We start from the raw sequence: 16379 nt of genomic DNA, 5'->3' as shown, positions 1-16379 counted from the left end.
GATAAGAGATATTGATAACCTTGCGAAGTATATTGTGAACCTTGATCACTATGTAATAGTAGATTTTTGGCAGGTTTACGCTTGTTAACGTCCATTAATAAAGAGTCCATAACCAATTGTTTATTTATTGAACTGCTCATTAACTACCATGCGTGAATATAGATCGATTATTGTTGCCAAATATAGTCATCCTTCTTTGGTTTTTATATAAGTAATCCCATACTTTATTTGGTTGATCGACAATAAAGTTTTGGTCTAATATATTGGGAGCTACTGTCCGTTTGTTGTTTCTTAATTTTAAATTTTCTTCTCAATATAGCCTGAATACCATTTTTCTGCATAATACTTTGCACTGTTTTTAAGTTGCAACTTTTACCCAAAGCCTTTAATTCAGCATGAATTTTAGGAGCTCCATATCTACATTTAGAAGCTTGATATATTTTTTGAATATCTGCTAATAACTCTTTATTTGCTGATTCTCTACTGCTTATTTTCCTTGTAGTCCACTTATAGTAGCCACTAGCAGAAAACCCTACATAATTCCTGCACTTTATAGTGTTTACTATGCTCTTTTATGAAAAAATATTTTACTCTTTTTGACTGGCCAGGGCTTTTTTTAAAATGTCTCTTTCTCTTGTTACTTTTGCTAACTCTTTCTGTAAATCAAATCTCTCTTTGTCATAAGGTGCTACATCTGGAAATGCATTTGCCGCTGACTTTTTTTCGTTATATTTCTTCATCCATTTTCCTAATACACTATCCCTTATTCCTAGATCTCTTGCTACTTTTGCAACTGGTTGACCTACCTTTCTTTGTTCATTTGCCAGCTTAACAGCTTCCAATTTGAATTCTGCCGTATATTCTCTTGCCATTTCTAATCCTCCAAAATTTTATTTTACCCGAAAAAACTCCTTTCTTTCTCTCCACTTTTTCTGGGTAAGGTCAAATGCTCCATCCCTTCCTGTTAATGGTCTGCCTTCCCTTATTGATGACAGTATATTTGCTTCCAGTTCTTTGTAATCTACCAAATCGGTAGTTCTGTTTACTACTTTCTGACTCATTGTCAAACCTCCATTTTTTTTATATCAATTTATTACTTTTTTTTCGGTTTGACACACTTTTTTGAACCATACGCGTCAAGTTAAGAGATTGTGAGCAAATTTAGAGAGGTTAAAGTGGATACTCTAGCCCTTCTACGTTTGTCTTTTAATGAAAATCGCGACCAAGTTATAGTGAGTTTTTTAAGAAATGCTTTTAAACTATTAATTTTGGTTAATACTAAAAATAACTCTCTAACCCGCCTTTTTAGCTCAATAAATGCCTTTGTTAAGCTAAGTTCTGTATTCTTTTTCACTTCTGTGCAACCAACTATGCCGTGAAATATAAGAATTGCGCACAATTTAGCATATAGTTCACATAATACTCTGCATGGCTTTCCTTTTAGCTTATCAAGCCTGATATGGCTTTTATACAATTTAAATAATTTGCCACCTTACTCTGTAAATCGTTAATACTTGCTCAGCACTAATTTTATTTTCTGGAACATTAGTTATACCAGTTCAACAATTTTTGATTTCTTTTAGAGGATCCTGCGATCTTGCTAATCTATTAGCTTTCCTTCTTCTGGCCATATTCAGTTAGTTTCTGACATATAATTCTTACTCTAATTTTTGCTTCTTTTCCTAACAATACCTCGTTTTCTAAAAATCTCTAAACATTCTAATAACTCCATTTTTTGATTTGTTTCTACATCATATACGTTGGTATCGACGACTTATGAAATAAGCTCCTATTTCATTGATTTGTTTAAAAGAACTTGGCACAAAATAACCGAGATCAGATATTAGCAAATCATTGCTTGATATATTACTTAAATGTTTCCTATATCCCTGGTCTGATCTTATTCCCTCCGTTAAATTAAGTTGGTCTATTATCTGATTCATGTAATCGAAAACTAATTGTAACTTTATTCCAGACTTAGTATTGCTTTCATAGCCACTGTAGCTAGTACCATAACCTTTATACATCTCTTCCATACTGTTAGGTAGAGTAATATAGCTACTGTCCAATAATTTAACACTATTAAATTGCTGTAAGATTTTGCAATCAACTTGCAAGATATTTTTAAAGAGAATCACAGATTCATTATACATCCTTTTCATAAATTCCACTGCTTCTTCAGTAAATCTAAAATCCAAACCTTGTTTTGTTATATCTATCGAGTCCTCGTTTAGTAATTGACACATTGTTTCTACGCTACAATTATCAACTCCTATATTACCCAAGACCATGGCTTTTACGAATGATGAACCTTTTAGCTTTCTCTTTCTTTTTATAAACCTTGTTGTAATTGAGATTTTCTCTGCTTTTTCATTAAAAAATTCTTTGAGCTTTTTTGATAAGCAAGTTATTTTATTCATTGGTTCTCTCACTAAAAGTATATCTGGGAGAACTTATACCTTATTATTCTATCTCTTTCATACCTTTATTTCCTTAACTTGACGCATATGCTTTTTTGAACATTCCCAACGAAAAAAGAAAAACAAGGTCTAATTTTCTTTTTTATTTGCGATTTATCTATTAATTAACCGTGAAAGGTTACGTGTAATGCTCCTTCACATAATTATCAATAATTGCCTTAAATTCTTCAGAGACATTATCACCTTGTAAAGTTTTGAAATATTTGCCGTCTTTGTAGACTGCTGAAACAGGTTTTTCTCCATATCCAGGCAAGCTGATTCCCAAATTTGCGTGTTTGCTTTCTCCAGGACCGTTTACTATGCATCCCATAACAGCAATGCTCATATGCTCTACACCTGGATTTTTTTTCTTCCATATCGGTATATGAGTTTTTATATAGCCATTCACCTCTTCAGTTAATATACGAAAACGATCGCTACTCGTGCGCCCACAACCAGGACATGAATTAACCTGAGGGTTAAAGTATCGCAAGCCTATAGACTGCAATATTTCCTGACACACCACCACTTCATTAGTACGCGATTCACCAGGACGTTGAGTCAAAGAAGCCCGTATTGTATCTCCAATGCCATTTTGCAATAAATAAATAAGCCCTGCTGCGGTATTTACCACACCTTTATTGCCCATACCAGCCTCAGTTAAACCCAAATGCAGCGCATAATTGGAAGATTTTGCAAGTGCCATATAAACTAAAATTAAATCTTGTACTTTGCTAACTTTACATGAAATGATTATTTTGTTTGAATTTAGACCAATTTCTTCAGCTTTTTTTGCACTATCAAGAGCAGACATTACAAGTGCTTTGCGCAGTATAACGTCAGAAGGCCTTGAATTACTAAGCGAAGAGTTTTCATCCATCAATTTTTGCAAAAGGTATTTATCAAGACTACCCCAATTTACCCCAATTCTAACCGGAAGATCGTGCATTATTGCATACTCTATAACCCTTTCAAACTTCTCATCACGTTTGTTGCCAAAACCTATATTGCCTGGGTTTATCCTAATTTTACCCAGCATTTTGATGTTGTCTGGATAATCTTGAACTAATTTATCTAGCTCATACTGACCACAGCCTACCAATATTTTACCGTCAAAACCTTCTTTATTTATCTCTTCTACTATATAAGGTATTGCTCTTGCTACCTCCTCTGAGTTCAAGGCAATTCGCACCAATTCTGAACCTGTACGCGCTAGTTCTGTTATCTCTTTTGCATAATGTTTTGCGCTACTTTTTATATTATCAGAATCTATATGCACGCCAAGCGCCATAGATTGTACAACTACAGGATTATTTCCACCTATCTTTACTTTTCCAACTTCTACAACATGAGTCTTGTGCCTGGAAATCGGCAATAATTCATATGCATCATCATTCAATATCAGGTCTTTATCTAGCATATTATTAATGGCCAATATTGTGATACTATTTTACTGTGTCAGCTACACTGCCAAATGAAATCGAACCATTCAAACTATAAGCATCTACGTTATCCAAATTAGCAATAGAATCATGTGAGCATGTTTTTCTTGATGGAGTTTTTTTTATAGTGATATTCATAGGAGAAACTTTTTTTTCTCGTGTTGAAGTAACTTTCTTCTCTTCTTGTTGTTCACTTTCATGCTGCTTATTTTCATACTGGAAAACTGGCTCTTGATCTATAAATACAGCACCCCTTAAACGCGCGATATTAATACCATGCTGATTTATCATAGCGCTCTCTTCATCGTCGACTATGCACGCTTCCATGTCATTTGGCTCATTATCAAGACTAGCAATTTTTTTCTCTTTTAATTTTTTGATTAGATCTTCTTTATTTATAGCTCGATCTTGTGACTTTTTTTTCTTGAGCAATTCCCTACGCTTTTCATATAGCTTATATGACTCAGCAAAATCCTCATCTGTATGAAAGCTTGCACCACCAGGGTTACCAGGAGGTATGTATCTCTTACTGAGCTTAGATTTAGCTTCAGCACTATGCACAGTAAAAAAGCTAGAAACCAAAAACATTAATATAAACAAGACTTTAGAAAAAATCCTAAGCATATGGTGCTATAGTAAATATCGTGTTTTAAAAGATAGCAATTAACAAACTTTAAGTAAACCAGAATCTTTACTAACTTTACAATACAAATATTTTTCTAAAAAGTGATATGTTTACTATCAAAAAATCTACATAGGCTAAGAGAAGAGGAAGGTGTTACAAGTTGCGTAACACCTTTTCAAGAAAAGTGTTATACAACTTAGTTTGGAGTGTATAAGCTATTCTGTTGCACTTGAGTATCAACTTTATCATTAAGTTTTGTGTCTGGCGTATCTTTAGACAAGTTCTTTTCTTTCTCCCTTTCACACTTAACTCCCTGATAGATACAGAATGCAACAAAACTAGTTATCGCTATTACGGCAACAGCAGTGGCTATGGTACAAATTAGTAGTGTTTTTTCTTGATCTGCTACTGCCTCTGCAAGTGTTTCCACTTTTTCTTGTAGGCCGTTTAAGTGCTCTTGCATAGCTTGAAACTGCTCAGTACCAATCTTGTCTTCTAATGCACTAAAAACTTTTTCAAACTGCTCAGCATCTATCTTTTGAGCTTCTTGCCATTCTTTTAATGCACTAAATACCTCTTCAAACTGTTTAGCATCTATCTTTTGAGCTTCTTGCCATTCTTTTAATGCACCAAAAACTTTTTCAAACTGCTCAGCATCGATTTTTTGACTTTTTTGCAATGCTGTTATATCTAACCTATCATTGCCAGACAAACTATACCAAGCATTACTAAAAACATTTGACATTTTAACCCCCTAGTTAATTAATATATTATAATTTTACATTCCCAATGTTTAAATTATTATTAAATTAACTGTCATTATGTATTGACCTTTTAATAATTTTGTTTGACTTGCTTTTTAAAAGTGCGAAAACTTAAATTAAGGTACTTACGAAATACATGAAGAAAAATGCTTATTGTATTTTTGTAACCATTAACACTTAATTCTACAATTCTTTGATCTCACTCATGGAGAGGCCAGTAAACTTAACAATAGTGTTGACATCAACATTATTAGCTAGCATTGCTTTTACGACTTCAATTTTTCCTTTCCGTACACCTTTCTCTTCAGCAAGATCAAGTCTGTATTCAAGGATAGCTTCTTCTTTCTGTAGATCCATCACTCTTTCTTCATAAGCTAGGAGATCTTTTTCACTCCAGTGAAACTTGTCTAATTCATCGTATGCTAGCTTTATTATTGGTGATTCCTCTGCAATTTTCTTTAGATCTTCATCTGTCGTTTCTTCTGCATGCTTAAAAAAGAAGCACCACCTTTCTATTGTGCTTTCTAGTTCCTCCACTCTGCTTTTTGAAAATTTAGGTAATTCTATAAAGACAAATTGAAAATCTTTTAAGTAATGGCCGTTGGTTTTTATATCACGTATATTGTGAGTAGAAATATACTCAACCTCTTCAGGGAATAGCATACCATTGGAAATAGCAATGAAGAAAACCTTCTTTAAATTAATGTAATTTTTATCAGCCTGCCTTGAGTAAGCCTTAGCAGCATAGAGTTGTGCGCGCTTTTCAAAGCCCTTGTCGCGAGCGAGCTGCATCTCAATTATATATCTTGACCCACTAGAATCCCTGCAAAGAACATCAACTATACTTTGTCTATCAGAGGCAATTTCAGGGTCCATAATGGTGCTTAAGAATTCTACTTCTTGTATAGTATTGACTTCAGTACATCCTAAAATATCATTTAAAAAATGGATAAGAATATTCTTATTTTTTTCAGTACCAAAGATTTTCTTAAATGTTAAATCTAACTTTGGATCGAGAAATTTAGAAAGAGCCATGGCAAGAATGCTTGAAAATATTAATAATTATACACTATTATTAACAATTATTCAATTATATTTTTAAGGAAGACAACTTTTAACTTTGTAAAAGATAGCCAAGAAAGTTGCATTTGCAGCAAATTTTAAGATACCCATCTATGGCCTAACTTAACGCGCATGAACGTTCTCAGAAGCCCTGTTATTCTACTAATATCTCTCTCTTTCCTGAATAATTTGGAGCACTGACAACACCTTCTTTTTCCATTCTTTCAACGATGTTTGCAGCTCTGTTATAGCCTATTCTAAGTTGTCGCTGAATGTAACTGGTTGAAACTTTTTGATCTCTTTGAATGATGGCCACTGCTTGATTGTAGAGGTCGTTTTCTTCATCCTCTGTTTCACCTTCTGATTCCACAGAAGAATTTTCATCTTCTTTGGTAATTTCCTCCATATAATTTGGCTCACCTTGCATTTTCAGATGATCAACTATATCTTGTACCTCATCATCGCTCACAAATGGGCCGTGAATTCGAATAATCTTACCACCAGAGGCCATATAAAGCATATCACCCATACCAAGCAATTGTTCAGCCCCTTGTTCGCCAAGTATTGTGCGACTATCTATCTTAGAAGTAACAGCAAAACTGATTCTCGTTGGAAAGTTCGCCTTTATCACACCTGTGATCACATCCACAGATGGGCGTTGTGTTGCCATTATGATGTGTATTCCTGCAGCACGAGCCATCTGAGCTAAGCGTTGAATAGAGCACTCTATTTCTTTGCCGGCAACAAGCATCAAATCTGCCATTTCATCTACAATCACTACAATATATGGGAATGTTTCCATTTTAATCGGCAGCTTTTCAAACAAAGGTTTGCCTGTTGTTGAGTTAAAGCCAATCTGCACAACGCGCTCCAATTCTATTCCACTATTCATCGCTTCTGTGATTCTTTGGTTATAGTTTATTACATTGCGCACATTTAAATAGGACATCATGCGATAGCGGTTTTCCATCTCTTTTACTATCCACTTAAGAGCGACTACAGCCTTTTTTGGCTCTGTTACCACTGGCGTTATTAGATGCGGTATTGCATCATATATTGAAAGCTCAAGCATTTTTGGGTCGATCATTATCATCTTACATTCATCAGGACTTAATCGATAAACGAGTGAAAGAATCATAGTGTTAATCGCAACTGATTTACCAGACCCTGTGGTTCCAGCAACGAGCAAGTGGGGCATTTTAGTTAGATCTGCAATAACTGGTTTTCCACTTATTTCTTTGCCAAGCGCAATTGGGAGATTTAAGTTTGCATTTTGGTATTCTGGGGATTCAAGCAAATCACGCAGCATTACAATTTCCCGTTCCTTGTTCGGCAACTCTATTCCCATAGCATTTTGCCCACGAATTATTGAAATACGTGCAGAGAGTGCACTCATCGAACGTGCAATGTCATCTGCAAGGCCAATTACTCTTGCAGATTTCGTGCCAGCTTGTGGTTCAAGTTTGTACAAAGTCACAACCGGCCCATAGCATACACTGATAATTTTTCCTTGCACGCCAAAATCACTCAGGACTTGTTCCAGCAGAGATAAATTTTTATTGCTCTCCATTTCATTCAGCTGCTTTCTCTGCAAAGACTCCTCTGCTTTAGAAAGTAAATGGATACTTGGAAACTTAAACTCACTTAAAACCTCCTCGGTAGCTTTTTTCTGTCTTTCTTTTGGTTGTTGTTTAGTAGTGATTTTAGTTCTATGTTTTTCTTCTACTACTAATGGTGCAATTGAATACTCAGTAGTTTTATGTGATCTGAAGAATGGAACATTTACAAATAAGCAAGCTATTTTTTTACATAAGAAGAATAGAGAGTAAATTGTTCTCTTCCAACCAACAGATCCTACAAGACCTATTGATGTTACTATCACAAATATATAAAACGGGCAGTTATTAATTAGTGCATTCCCTATTATTCCACTGTGTCTGTACCTTGCAGTGATGCCTAGCGAAAGTTGTGGTAGTATAGCACATATCCCTAAATTGATTAATATTAAATAGAGAATTTTTAGCAGCCTTTTTGATGGCCTGAAGATCAACAAGTAAACTATGGTTGTAGCTATTGTAACACTAGTTAATCCAAGAAATTGAACCAATATATCAGCTAAATATGAACTTACTATTCCACCTAAATTTGTCACTTCCTCATTTGTAGCTGTGTTTAAGGAAGGATCTTTATAGTTATAGCTAAAAACTGATATATATATATATATTAAAAGGGATAGATATATTGCTGATTTTAGATATTTTTTTAACATCTACCTAAAGTAGTAAGCTACTGTATATTTTACAAAGTGAATTGTTATTAGCAATATCATTATAGATAAATCTAATCCGTTGAACGGTGGTATATATCTTCTAATAATCTTTAGTGGTGGATATGTCAATTGGTTCAAGATGTGCATTATGCTACTGACAGTTTCATTATATATGTTCACCATATTAAGTTTAACCAGCCAGTTTAGGACAACCCAACATATTAGAATGAAGCTATAAAGATCAAGTAACGTATTGAGTAGATATATGATTGGATGCATACATATCTATTACACGAAAGTTATATAAAAGACAAGTATTTAGCCTTTTCAAACTCAAAATGTTGTTTTTGCTGAACCAAAAAAAACTTCATTTTTTGAGCTGCGCAAAGCCACCTAAAGTAGAGAATGGACAAGGAAGGAGGGGTGTATAATATATATTAATGTTGATATTTATTTCTTATAAATATCATCTCTATGTCCTATCTCTGTGATAGTTACTATATGATCTAATTGATTTACTCTGTAAATTACACGATAGTCACCAACTCTTAGCCTTCTACATCCTTTTAAGTTATGATGTAGTGGTTCACCAAAATTTATTGGGTCAACTGTAAGACGTTCTTTTATAGCCTTTTGAACTCTTAGCCTTATTGTCTTTGGAAGGTTTGGTAAATCTTTTTCAACAACACTCTTTAGAGACTTAACCTTGTAACGCTCTAATCCCACTTAATATCTTCAAAATCAACTGTTTCTGCACCTTCAACATCACGCTCATCAGAAATTTTAGATACTAAAAAATCCTCCATTTCAAGCTCAACTGCTTCTCTAAATAGTTTTCCTGCTAATTCTTGAACGGGCTGTTTAGTAAATTCAGATAATTCAGCAAGATGCTTTAAAGTTTCTTCGCTAAGAGCTATGTTAATGCCTGAATTTGCCATATGTTTTACCGAACTCTACTACTGTAACAAGTATACAACATTTTTTTTAATTTTTCAATAAAGAAAGTTGATGATACGTAAGAAAAATTTTGCCACCTGCGTTAATAAATAATTAAAAATTTAGCATATTTATCTACCCTCTATTCTATTACTTAAGTTAGACCACTTTTTTCTATTAATATTTTTTGTTTATAAAGATGAGCAGTTACTCATCACGCAGTTGATCTATGGATATAATACTACCGTTTGATAGTTTTTCAGTACATTTTTCACTTTTGTATTCTTTATCAGAGTCGATACTGATTTTGTCAAATATTAAAACATCTCCTGAAATTTTATCACGAAACTCACTAATAGCAAAAAACGGTATAGTAATTCGCTCTTGTTTTCCTTGAAAACTCAAACTGACGCTAAATTTATCCTCAGAAACTTTTAAATCATAGAATTGATGCTGTAATATAATAAGCATTTGAGTAGGGTATGACTTTTTCAAACGATCTGGCATGGTCACACCATTAAAATATGTGAAAAATAATATTTCTAAGTGAGGGATAAAACCATTACCTGATATAACATCTAAAGTCTTTTTGATAACTTGAAACTTAGCAGAATTAAGCAGTTTTTTGTAATCTGTTTGCTCCATATAACTTTCACATACGTAAATTTTGGGGGAACTTCTGTTACCCGGCGTTCCCTAAACCGTGCTTTAGTAATAAACCGGTTGTGCTAAATTAAGCAGCAACACGATATTCTTCAGCAGCAAAATTATCGTTTGCATTTAAATTATGAACTCTTAGCGGTGGTGTCTAACCGAGCAAAGCTACCATCTTTACTATGCATGTCGATCCTTAATCGCCCCCGTATAATTAAAAAACATGGTGGAGGCGCCGAGTACTGCCCTCGGGTCCAATACACCTATTACAAGGTAATTTTATTGCTATAGTACACAAAATGTACATAGCTATTATATAGCAACATTAAATAAATGTCAAGATATTATGACCTTAAGTTGATTTATTGCTAAAACAAAATTAATATTTCCAGTAAAAAATTCTGTGCTCTTAACCTGACACATATGGCTTTTTGAATACTCCCAATGAAAATATTTATAAATAAATATTTACTCTTCTTTTTTATTGTTTTTAGGTTTTTCTTGATCAACCATTTCTCCACCGATCTCTTTTATTTTTAGTATCAACGACTCTGGTACATACATGTCAATTACTTCTTCTGCTGTCACAAATAAAGCCTGATAAGAGTGTGAATTTATTATCCAATTAGGCAATATGTCTTCTGCTTCTATTTTATACTCTCCCTCTTTTTTGTCATATACTGTGTAGCAATATAAGTGCACAGCAAAAAATAATACATAAGAGAGCAATATTCCTTTAAGCACTCCGAGAAAGATTCCAGTAACTCTATCGATAAACCCCAACCTTATGGGTAATAATATGTACATTAGCCAGTTATTTATTATCATGAATATAAGATTAAGTATAATAAATACAGAGATTGTAGAAAGTATGTTTAGTGTAACTTTAGAATCAAAATATTTACTATAATTTGGAGTGAAAAAATCATAGTGATTAGCTGTCAGAAAGACCGATAAAAATAGAAACATTAGTGCGCATAGCTCTTTTATAAAGCCTCTAGTTACCGAGATTATTACGCATAGAACAACAATGAAGATAATTAGGCTATCGAAAAGCATGTTTTATATCTATATGGTTTTCAAGATATAATAGTTGTAAATAACAAGGTTGTAAAATTAATTGTATTTATGCTGCATCAATTGATCTAAATACCTAGCGATCATGTCAATTTCTAAATTCAAATAATCATTTACTTTGTTGTACTGAAAAGTTGTATTTTCCCATGTATAGGGAGTGATATTTACTGTAAATTCCTGATTAACAACTGAATTCACTGTGAGGGAAACCCCATCTAGTGTAACGGAGCTTTTTTTTGCAACAAATTTAATTAATTCTTGTGGGCACGATAGTTTGATTTCATGAGAATCTAAATTTTGATTAATTGTTAAAAATTTTACTATCCCATCAACATGACCCTGAACCAGGTGGCCATCGATCTTATCGCTTAATCTCATTGCTTGTTCGAGATTTATTTTTTTTCCTATTCTCCACGTATTTAAGTTAGCAACCTTCATAGTTTCTTGAGATGCTTGGACTGTAAATGTATCGCTCATTATATCAACAACAGTTAAACACACACCAGAGCAAGCTATTGAATCTCCTTTATTTATAGAGGATAAATTTTGTGTCTTGATATGGAAAATTTGATCAGAGTTGGAGTGAGTGGTAGTATCAGTTATAGTCCCGATATCCGTGATAATTCCTTTAAACATATGGTGAAAATAAATAATTTTACCATGAAAAATTTTTTACAACAACTTATTTCTATTTTGTTATAGTTAAAGTAATTCTGGTTTACCGACAATTTAAAAAACGACAAATTCGTCATCCCGCTACGTGTTAGCGGGATCTAGAGATACCGTGACGGTATGACGTAGGAAAACTGAGCCTGCACTAGCTATAGGCGCGAGAAAGGGGATCGTTTTCACTTACTTGCTTAATAGATTCTATAGAATATTCAGAATATATAAAGCGAGCTAAATTCAAAATACACAGCGCGATTAATATTGGCAACCCTATGTTCAATGCTAACCCAATACTTTCCCTTTTTTCTGGTGGCACTAATCCTTTTAACATTGACACTTTTCCTAATGGAAAATGCCATAAGCAAAGTGTTGATGCAGATGCTACTATTATAAATAGACAAAAATAAGCCTTTTTTGAGGAAGATACAGTTTTTAACGGTGATTTGAGTGCAATGTTAGTAGGTGGTAGAGTTTTAGCTTCATTTGTTGCTGGTGAAAGATCTTTAATTGGTAAAGGGTTTGTAGATTTATGAGGAGTATTTTCATGTTGTGGAGAAGGTTGTTGTATATAAACACCTGAAACTAATTTAAGCAATTGCTCTTTTTTTCTATATACTTGTTTTTGTAAATATTCTTTACCTAAAAGTGAGTTACTAAGAGGTTGTGGCCTTTCGAGTATCTGTAATACTTCTGATATTTCGCCTGGCTCTAATATTGCATGTAATTGTTTATCTTGAAAGTAAACAATATTGAATACTGAGCTGAAAATATTGCAAAATGTTTCTGGATCTTGATTTTTGTATCCACTCATCACTTCAATAAATATTTTATCGAGCTTTTTCCCCCTGTGCTCAATTTGGTTATCTATCACAGCTACTCTAGCATCATTTCGTGCTTGTTTTATGGTAGATTGTTTTTCTTCTTCTGGTAGTTCTTGAGATTGCTTTTTCGATTTTTTTCTATTAGCTTTAAAATACTCTGTGTGCGAAGTAGTTTGACCTACATTCTGTTCTGCTTCTTGAGGTATTGGATTTTCTATACTACCCCCTGTCATCCGAGTAGCTTGACTACTTGGATCCATGTTTCTTTTTTCCTGGTCAAACGCTGGAATAACACCAAATGGTATATTGTTGCTCTGTATAGAAAATTTTGGCAATTGTTGGGAAAAGAATTGTGACGTATTAAAAAAATTGGGTAGACAGAAAAAAGATCTAAACCAGAAAACGTTTTCATGCATTGCAGCAACTACTATCGAAACACGTGTAACTTGTTTTCCATTATTTGTTACATCGAAGCCAAATGAGCCTGTAACTGGTACGATTTGTTTATTTTGTGCATTTTTTTGGTTAGTTTCACTCTGTTCTTTTTTGTCTTCATTTTCAGTTTTTTCTGCATGTTGTAGCTTTTCATTTAGAAATAACTCGATTTGGTACAAGTTGTCCAGGTTAATGTTTTCAACGTCTGTTTGTAGCGTTATCGTTGTGCCCTGCAGAAGGATTTGAGGCGGAGCACTATTTACGAATTCTTCTACAGTTTTATAACTGTTAGTTTTACAGTAGTTATTATATAGTTCACTGCTTTCTTTGGGCACTTTTATGTTGGCTGTAAATTTTTTTTCCCGGGAAAGGCAGATTTTGAAAAAATCAATTAAAGGGTTTATTCGAAATAATCTTATATTAAAGGTGTCTTTATCTGTTGCTGTTAGCTCAAATGAAAATTTTTGTATATTGCTTTCAATACTTCTCGAGCGAATAGCACTGATCTTAATTGTTTCGCTAGAAAATGCTTTACTTATGTTTCTGGATTTTTCCTTAAAGAGCTTAGGTAAATCCTCTATTTTATACTTATTCTTAGTTTCAGTGTTACTGTTGTGCATAGTTGATACAGCAAATTCATCAACGCAAAGGTAAATAAAAAAGATTAATTAGTCAATAAATTAATAATCAGAATAGGGCAATTTTTCGGATTGTTGATGATATTTAAAATTTCACTATAATGAAAGTTTAAGCCAGCGTTTTTAAGATGAATAAAGAGTTATTAGATGACATACTTTCACTTGAAGATAAAGCAGTTTCCGAAATTGAGAATGCTTCTTCTTTGCAAGATTTAGAAAAAGTTAGGCTATTATATTTGGGAAAAAAGGGTGTAGTTAGAGCGTATTTTGATAACTTAAAAAAGATAGAAAATGCAGAGAAAAAGCGTGATTTAGGTGCAGTGATTAACGCTTTACGTGATAAGATAGATCATCTTATCATGAATAGGGAAAATGTGCTAAAAACAGAAGAAGTTAACTTTAAATTGCAGAACGAGGCGGTTGATATCACGTTGCCCGTTAGACCAGAAAAAATGGGCAAGGTCCATCCACTCAGTAAGGTTATAAATGAAGTAAAGCTTATTTTTGCACATATGGGTTTTAAAGCAGTTGATGGCCCTGATATTGAAGATGAATTTCATGTATTTGATGCACTGAATACTCCAAGTCATCATCCTGCGCGAGAGGAGCAAGATACCTTCTACTTAAAGAACAAAATAGATGATAAAAGAATGGTACTGCGCACTCACACCTCATCTGTACAGATTAGAACCATGGAAAAAACAAAAAAGTTCCCAATTAAAATAGTAGCTGCAGGTAGAGTATACAGAAACGACTTTGATGCAACTCACACCCCTATGTTCCATCAAATAGAGGGGTTATATGTCGATGAGAATGTCAATATGGGCCAGTTAAAATTTACTATTCATCACTTCCTTAATAAGTTCTTTGGCGATAAAGGGCTGAAGATACGTTTTCGTAATAGTTTTTTCCCTTTTACCGAGCCTTCTGCGGAAGTGGACATAAGTTATAAAGGTAGTAAATGGATAGAAGTACTGGGATGCGGTATGACGCATCCAAATGTATTTCAAAATGTTGGAATAGACCATACTAAATACAACGGTTTTGCGTTTGGCATTGGTATAGAAAGGCTTGCAATGCTAAAATATCAAATTAGCGACTTGAGGAGCTTTTATGACAACAAAATCAGCTGGCTTGATCATTACGGTTTTCATTTTTCATCTTTAAGATAAGTGATAAGTAAAACTCATACGTTCGTTATACTTGCTGCAGGGCATGGCAGGCGGATGAATTCAGATTTGCCTAAGGTCCTACACAAAATAGGCAGTTTTTCCATGCTCCAGCATGTCATTTACAATGCAAAACAGTTAAATCCTGAAAATATTGCTGTTGTAGTTGATCAGCCTTTAATTGAAAGACTAAAGTGTTTTAAGGATATACAGTTAATTACACAAGAATTAACACTTGGCACGGGAGATGCGGTCAAAACTGCGATGAGAAACCTAAGAGAATTGCCAGATTCAAGCATAGTTGTTGTGCAGTATGGGGATACTCCGCTCATAAAAAGCAGCACAATAACTAAAATGATTAGTTATTTAGAAGGCAAGGCTCTAGTTTGCCTAGGTTTTAGGACAAGCAATAAAGAATACGGTAGGTTAATTATTGAGAATGGTTCCTTAAGAGAAATCGTAGAAGCAAAGAGTGATAAAAATAATCATGAAGAATTTCTTGCCAATGCTGGAATAATGGTGGCATGTGCAAAGAATTTACGTGAATTGGTGGAGAAAATAGAGTGCAATAGCTCAACTCATGAATATTACTTGACCGATATAGTTTCCATTGCAGTGAAGAGTAATTTAAATGTCGGTTACGTTATTACCGGTGGAGAAGAAGCAACGGGAATAAATAACAGAAATGACCTTATAAAAGCTGAATTTTACTTTCAAGAAAATAAAAGAAAAGTTTTTACCGACTCCGGAGTAACGCTTGTTGCACCAGAGACTGTTTTCTTTTCTCTTGATACGCAAATTGCCAGAGATTCAGTTATTTACCCATATGTTTTTTTCGGTACTGGAGTGAAAATAGAGTCTGGTGCGAAAATACTGCCATTTTCGCATTTAGAAAATTGCTTAATTAAAAGTAATGCTGAGGTCGGTCCATTTACCAGAATACGCGGAAACACAACAATTGGTAATAAGGCAAAAATAGGAAATTTTGTGGAAGTGAAAACAAGTGAAGTTGGTCAAAACACTAGAATAAAACACTTAAGTTATATAGGAAATGCTAAAGTAGGGCAGGAGAGTAATATAGGAGCAGGCACTATTGTTTGTAATTATGATGGGAAAAATAAACATGAAACGAATATAGGGAGCAATTGCTTTGTTGGCGCCAATAGCTCACTAATTGCGCCGCTTAATATTCATGATGAATCTGTAATTGCAGCAGGTAGTGTTATAGTTGAGGATGTACCAGAAAAAAGCCTTGCAATAGCAAGAGAAAAGCAAGTAACTAAGAGAATAAAGTAGTCTAATTTAATTATGTTGTTGTGTCATTTTTAATATTAGACTTCTTGCATAACCATATAACAA

General features: G+C 33.8%; 16 protein-coding genes, 1 other RNA gene and 2 pseudogenes. 2 read left to right on the top strand and 17 right to left on the bottom strand.

Annotated features, from left to right (window positions below):
* Window positions 1–224: 224 nt before the first annotated feature.
* The 17 genes and pseudogenes from ABWU32_RS03005 to ABWU32_RS02925 form a co-directional block, all read right to left on the bottom strand.
* Window positions 225–440, bottom strand: coding sequence for an IS3 family transposase (locus ABWU32_RS03005; protein ID WP_245836010.1), 216 nt, complete (start codon window positions 438–440; stop codon window positions 225–227).
* Between the two features lie 147 nt (window positions 441–587).
* Window positions 588–872, bottom strand: coding sequence for a transposase (locus ABWU32_RS03000; RefSeq protein ID WP_038198869.1), 285 nt, complete (start codon window positions 870–872; stop codon window positions 588–590).
* 45 nt (window positions 873–917) lie between these two features.
* A pseudogene (locus ABWU32_RS02995) lies at window positions 918–1061 on the bottom strand (IS256 family transposase); the annotation flags it as partial.
* Window positions 1062–1141: 80 nt separating this feature from the next.
* Window positions 1142–2420 (bottom strand): annotated as a pseudogene (locus tag ABWU32_RS02990) (IS4 family transposase).
* 178 nt (window positions 2421–2598) lie between these two features.
* On the bottom strand, window positions 2599–3879 hold the full coding sequence (ispG, locus tag ABWU32_RS02985; RefSeq protein WP_015588834.1) for a flavodoxin-dependent (E)-4-hydroxy-3-methylbut-2-enyl-diphosphate synthase: 1281 nt from the start codon (window positions 3877–3879) through the stop codon (window positions 2599–2601).
* Window positions 3880–3904: 25 nt separating this feature from the next.
* Window positions 3905–4525, bottom strand: coding sequence for a TRP75-related protein (locus ABWU32_RS02980; RefSeq protein ID WP_353278789.1), 621 nt, complete (start codon window positions 4523–4525; stop codon window positions 3905–3907).
* Between the two features lie 197 nt (window positions 4526–4722).
* Window positions 4723–5271, bottom strand: coding sequence for a hypothetical protein (locus ABWU32_RS02975; protein WP_015588832.1), 549 nt, complete (start codon window positions 5269–5271; stop codon window positions 4723–4725).
* Window positions 5272–5473: 202 nt separating this feature from the next.
* Window positions 5474–6325 (bottom strand): Rpn family recombination-promoting nuclease/putative transposase, encoded by an 852-nt coding sequence (locus ABWU32_RS02970; RefSeq protein ID WP_015588831.1) that lies wholly within the window; start codon window positions 6323–6325, stop codon window positions 5474–5476.
* A 181-nt stretch (window positions 6326–6506) separates the two neighbouring features.
* Window positions 6507–8621, bottom strand: coding sequence for an FtsK/SpoIIIE family DNA translocase (locus ABWU32_RS02965; protein WP_141456784.1), 2115 nt, complete (start codon window positions 8619–8621; stop codon window positions 6507–6509).
* Window positions 8622–8900 (bottom strand): YggT family protein, encoded by a 279-nt coding sequence (locus ABWU32_RS02960; protein ID WP_006279515.1) that lies wholly within the window; start codon window positions 8898–8900, stop codon window positions 8622–8624.
* A gap of 171 nt (window positions 8901–9071) precedes the next feature.
* Window positions 9072–9347, bottom strand: coding sequence for a type II toxin-antitoxin system RelE family toxin (locus tag ABWU32_RS02955; RefSeq protein WP_015588829.1), 276 nt, complete (start codon window positions 9345–9347; stop codon window positions 9072–9074).
* Entirely contained in the window at window positions 9338–9559 is a 222-nt protein-coding gene (locus tag ABWU32_RS02950; RefSeq protein ID WP_006279415.1) for a hypothetical protein, read from the bottom strand. Before ABWU32_RS02950 ends, ABWU32_RS02955 begins: the two co-directional genes overlap by 10 nt.
* Before the next feature lie 205 nt (window positions 9560–9764).
* The gene (locus ABWU32_RS02945; protein ID WP_006279412.1) at window positions 9765–10202 is read right to left on the bottom strand and encodes a ClpXP protease specificity-enhancing factor SspB; all 438 of its coding nucleotides are present in this window, start codon (window positions 10200–10202) and stop codon (window positions 9765–9767) included.
* 22 nt (window positions 10203–10224) lie between these two features.
* Window positions 10225–10555, bottom strand: a transfer-messenger RNA (tmRNA) gene (gene ssrA / locus ABWU32_RS02940).
* A 124-nt stretch (window positions 10556–10679) separates the two neighbouring features.
* Window positions 10680–11270, bottom strand: a complete 591-nt coding sequence (locus ABWU32_RS02935) for a CvpA family protein (protein ID WP_015588828.1) — start codon at window positions 11268–11270, stop codon at window positions 10680–10682.
* A gap of 57 nt (window positions 11271–11327) precedes the next feature.
* Entirely contained in the window at window positions 11328–11924 is a 597-nt protein-coding gene (locus tag ABWU32_RS02930) for a riboflavin synthase (protein ID WP_012673066.1), read from the bottom strand.
* A gap of 181 nt (window positions 11925–12105) precedes the next feature.
* Entirely contained in the window at window positions 12106–13833 is a 1728-nt protein-coding gene (locus tag ABWU32_RS02925) for a hypothetical protein (RefSeq protein ID WP_353278786.1), read from the bottom strand.
* A 146-nt stretch (window positions 13834–13979) separates the two neighbouring features.
* Between ABWU32_RS02925 and pheS the strand changes: the two genes are divergently transcribed.
* Window positions 13980–15023, top strand: coding sequence for a phenylalanine--tRNA ligase subunit alpha (pheS, locus tag ABWU32_RS02920; RefSeq protein ID WP_015588826.1), 1044 nt, complete (start codon window positions 13980–13982; stop codon window positions 15021–15023).
* Window positions 15024–16316: a bifunctional UDP-N-acetylglucosamine diphosphorylase/glucosamine-1-phosphate N-acetyltransferase GlmU gene (gene glmU, locus ABWU32_RS02915; RefSeq protein WP_015588825.1), complete on the top strand. Its 1293-nt coding sequence runs from the start codon at window positions 15024–15026 to the stop codon at window positions 16314–16316.
* Window positions 16317–16379 lie beyond the last annotated feature (63 nt).

The organism is Wolbachia endosymbiont (group A) of Udea olivalis (genome assembly GCF_964028365.1).
GTDB classification, from domain to species: Bacteria; Pseudomonadota; Alphaproteobacteria; order Rickettsiales; family Anaplasmataceae; genus Wolbachia; species Wolbachia pipientis.
This window is presented reverse-complemented; position numbering and strand designations above follow the sequence as displayed.

Excerpts from the sequence above, each read along its gene's own strand:
- ABWU32_RS03000 (WP_038198869.1), bottom strand. The coding sequence starts at position 872 with ATGGCAAGAGAATATACGGCAGAATTCAAATTGGAAGCTGTTAAGCTG.
- ispG (WP_015588834.1), bottom strand. The coding sequence starts at position 3,879 with ATGCTAGATAAAGACCTGATATTGAATGATGATGCATATGAATTATTG.
- ABWU32_RS02980 (WP_353278789.1), bottom strand. The coding sequence starts at position 4,525 with ATGCTTAGGATTTTTTCTAAAGTCTTGTTTATATTAATGTTTTTGGTT.
- ABWU32_RS02975 (WP_015588832.1), bottom strand. The coding sequence starts at position 5,271 with ATGTCAAATGTTTTTAGTAATGCTTGGTATAGTTTGTCTGGCAATGAT.
- ABWU32_RS02970 (WP_015588831.1), bottom strand. The coding sequence starts at position 6,325 with ATGGCTCTTTCTAAATTTCTCGATCCAAAGTTAGATTTAACATTTAAG.
- ABWU32_RS02965 (WP_141456784.1), bottom strand. The coding sequence starts at position 8,621 with ATGTTAAAAAAATATCTAAAATCAGCAATATATCTATCCCTTTTAATA.
- ABWU32_RS02960 (WP_006279515.1), bottom strand. The coding sequence starts at position 8,900 with ATGCATCCAATCATATATCTACTCAATACGTTACTTGATCTTTATAGC.
- ABWU32_RS02950 (WP_006279415.1), bottom strand. The coding sequence starts at position 9,559 with ATGGCAAATTCAGGCATTAACATAGCTCTTAGCGAAGAAACTTTAAAG.
- ABWU32_RS02945 (WP_006279412.1), bottom strand. The coding sequence starts at position 10,202 with ATGGAGCAAACAGATTACAAAAAACTGCTTAATTCTGCTAAGTTTCAA.
- ABWU32_RS02935 (WP_015588828.1), bottom strand. The coding sequence starts at position 11,270 with ATGCTTTTCGATAGCCTAATTATCTTCATTGTTGTTCTATGCGTAATA.
- ABWU32_RS02930 (WP_012673066.1), bottom strand. The coding sequence starts at position 11,924 with ATGTTTAAAGGAATTATCACGGATATCGGGACTATAACTGATACTACC.
- ABWU32_RS02925 (WP_353278786.1), bottom strand. The coding sequence starts at position 13,833 with ATGCACAACAGTAACACTGAAACTAAGAATAAGTATAAAATAGAGGAT.
- pheS (WP_015588826.1), top strand. The coding sequence starts at position 13,980 with ATGAATAAAGAGTTATTAGATGACATACTTTCACTTGAAGATAAAGCA.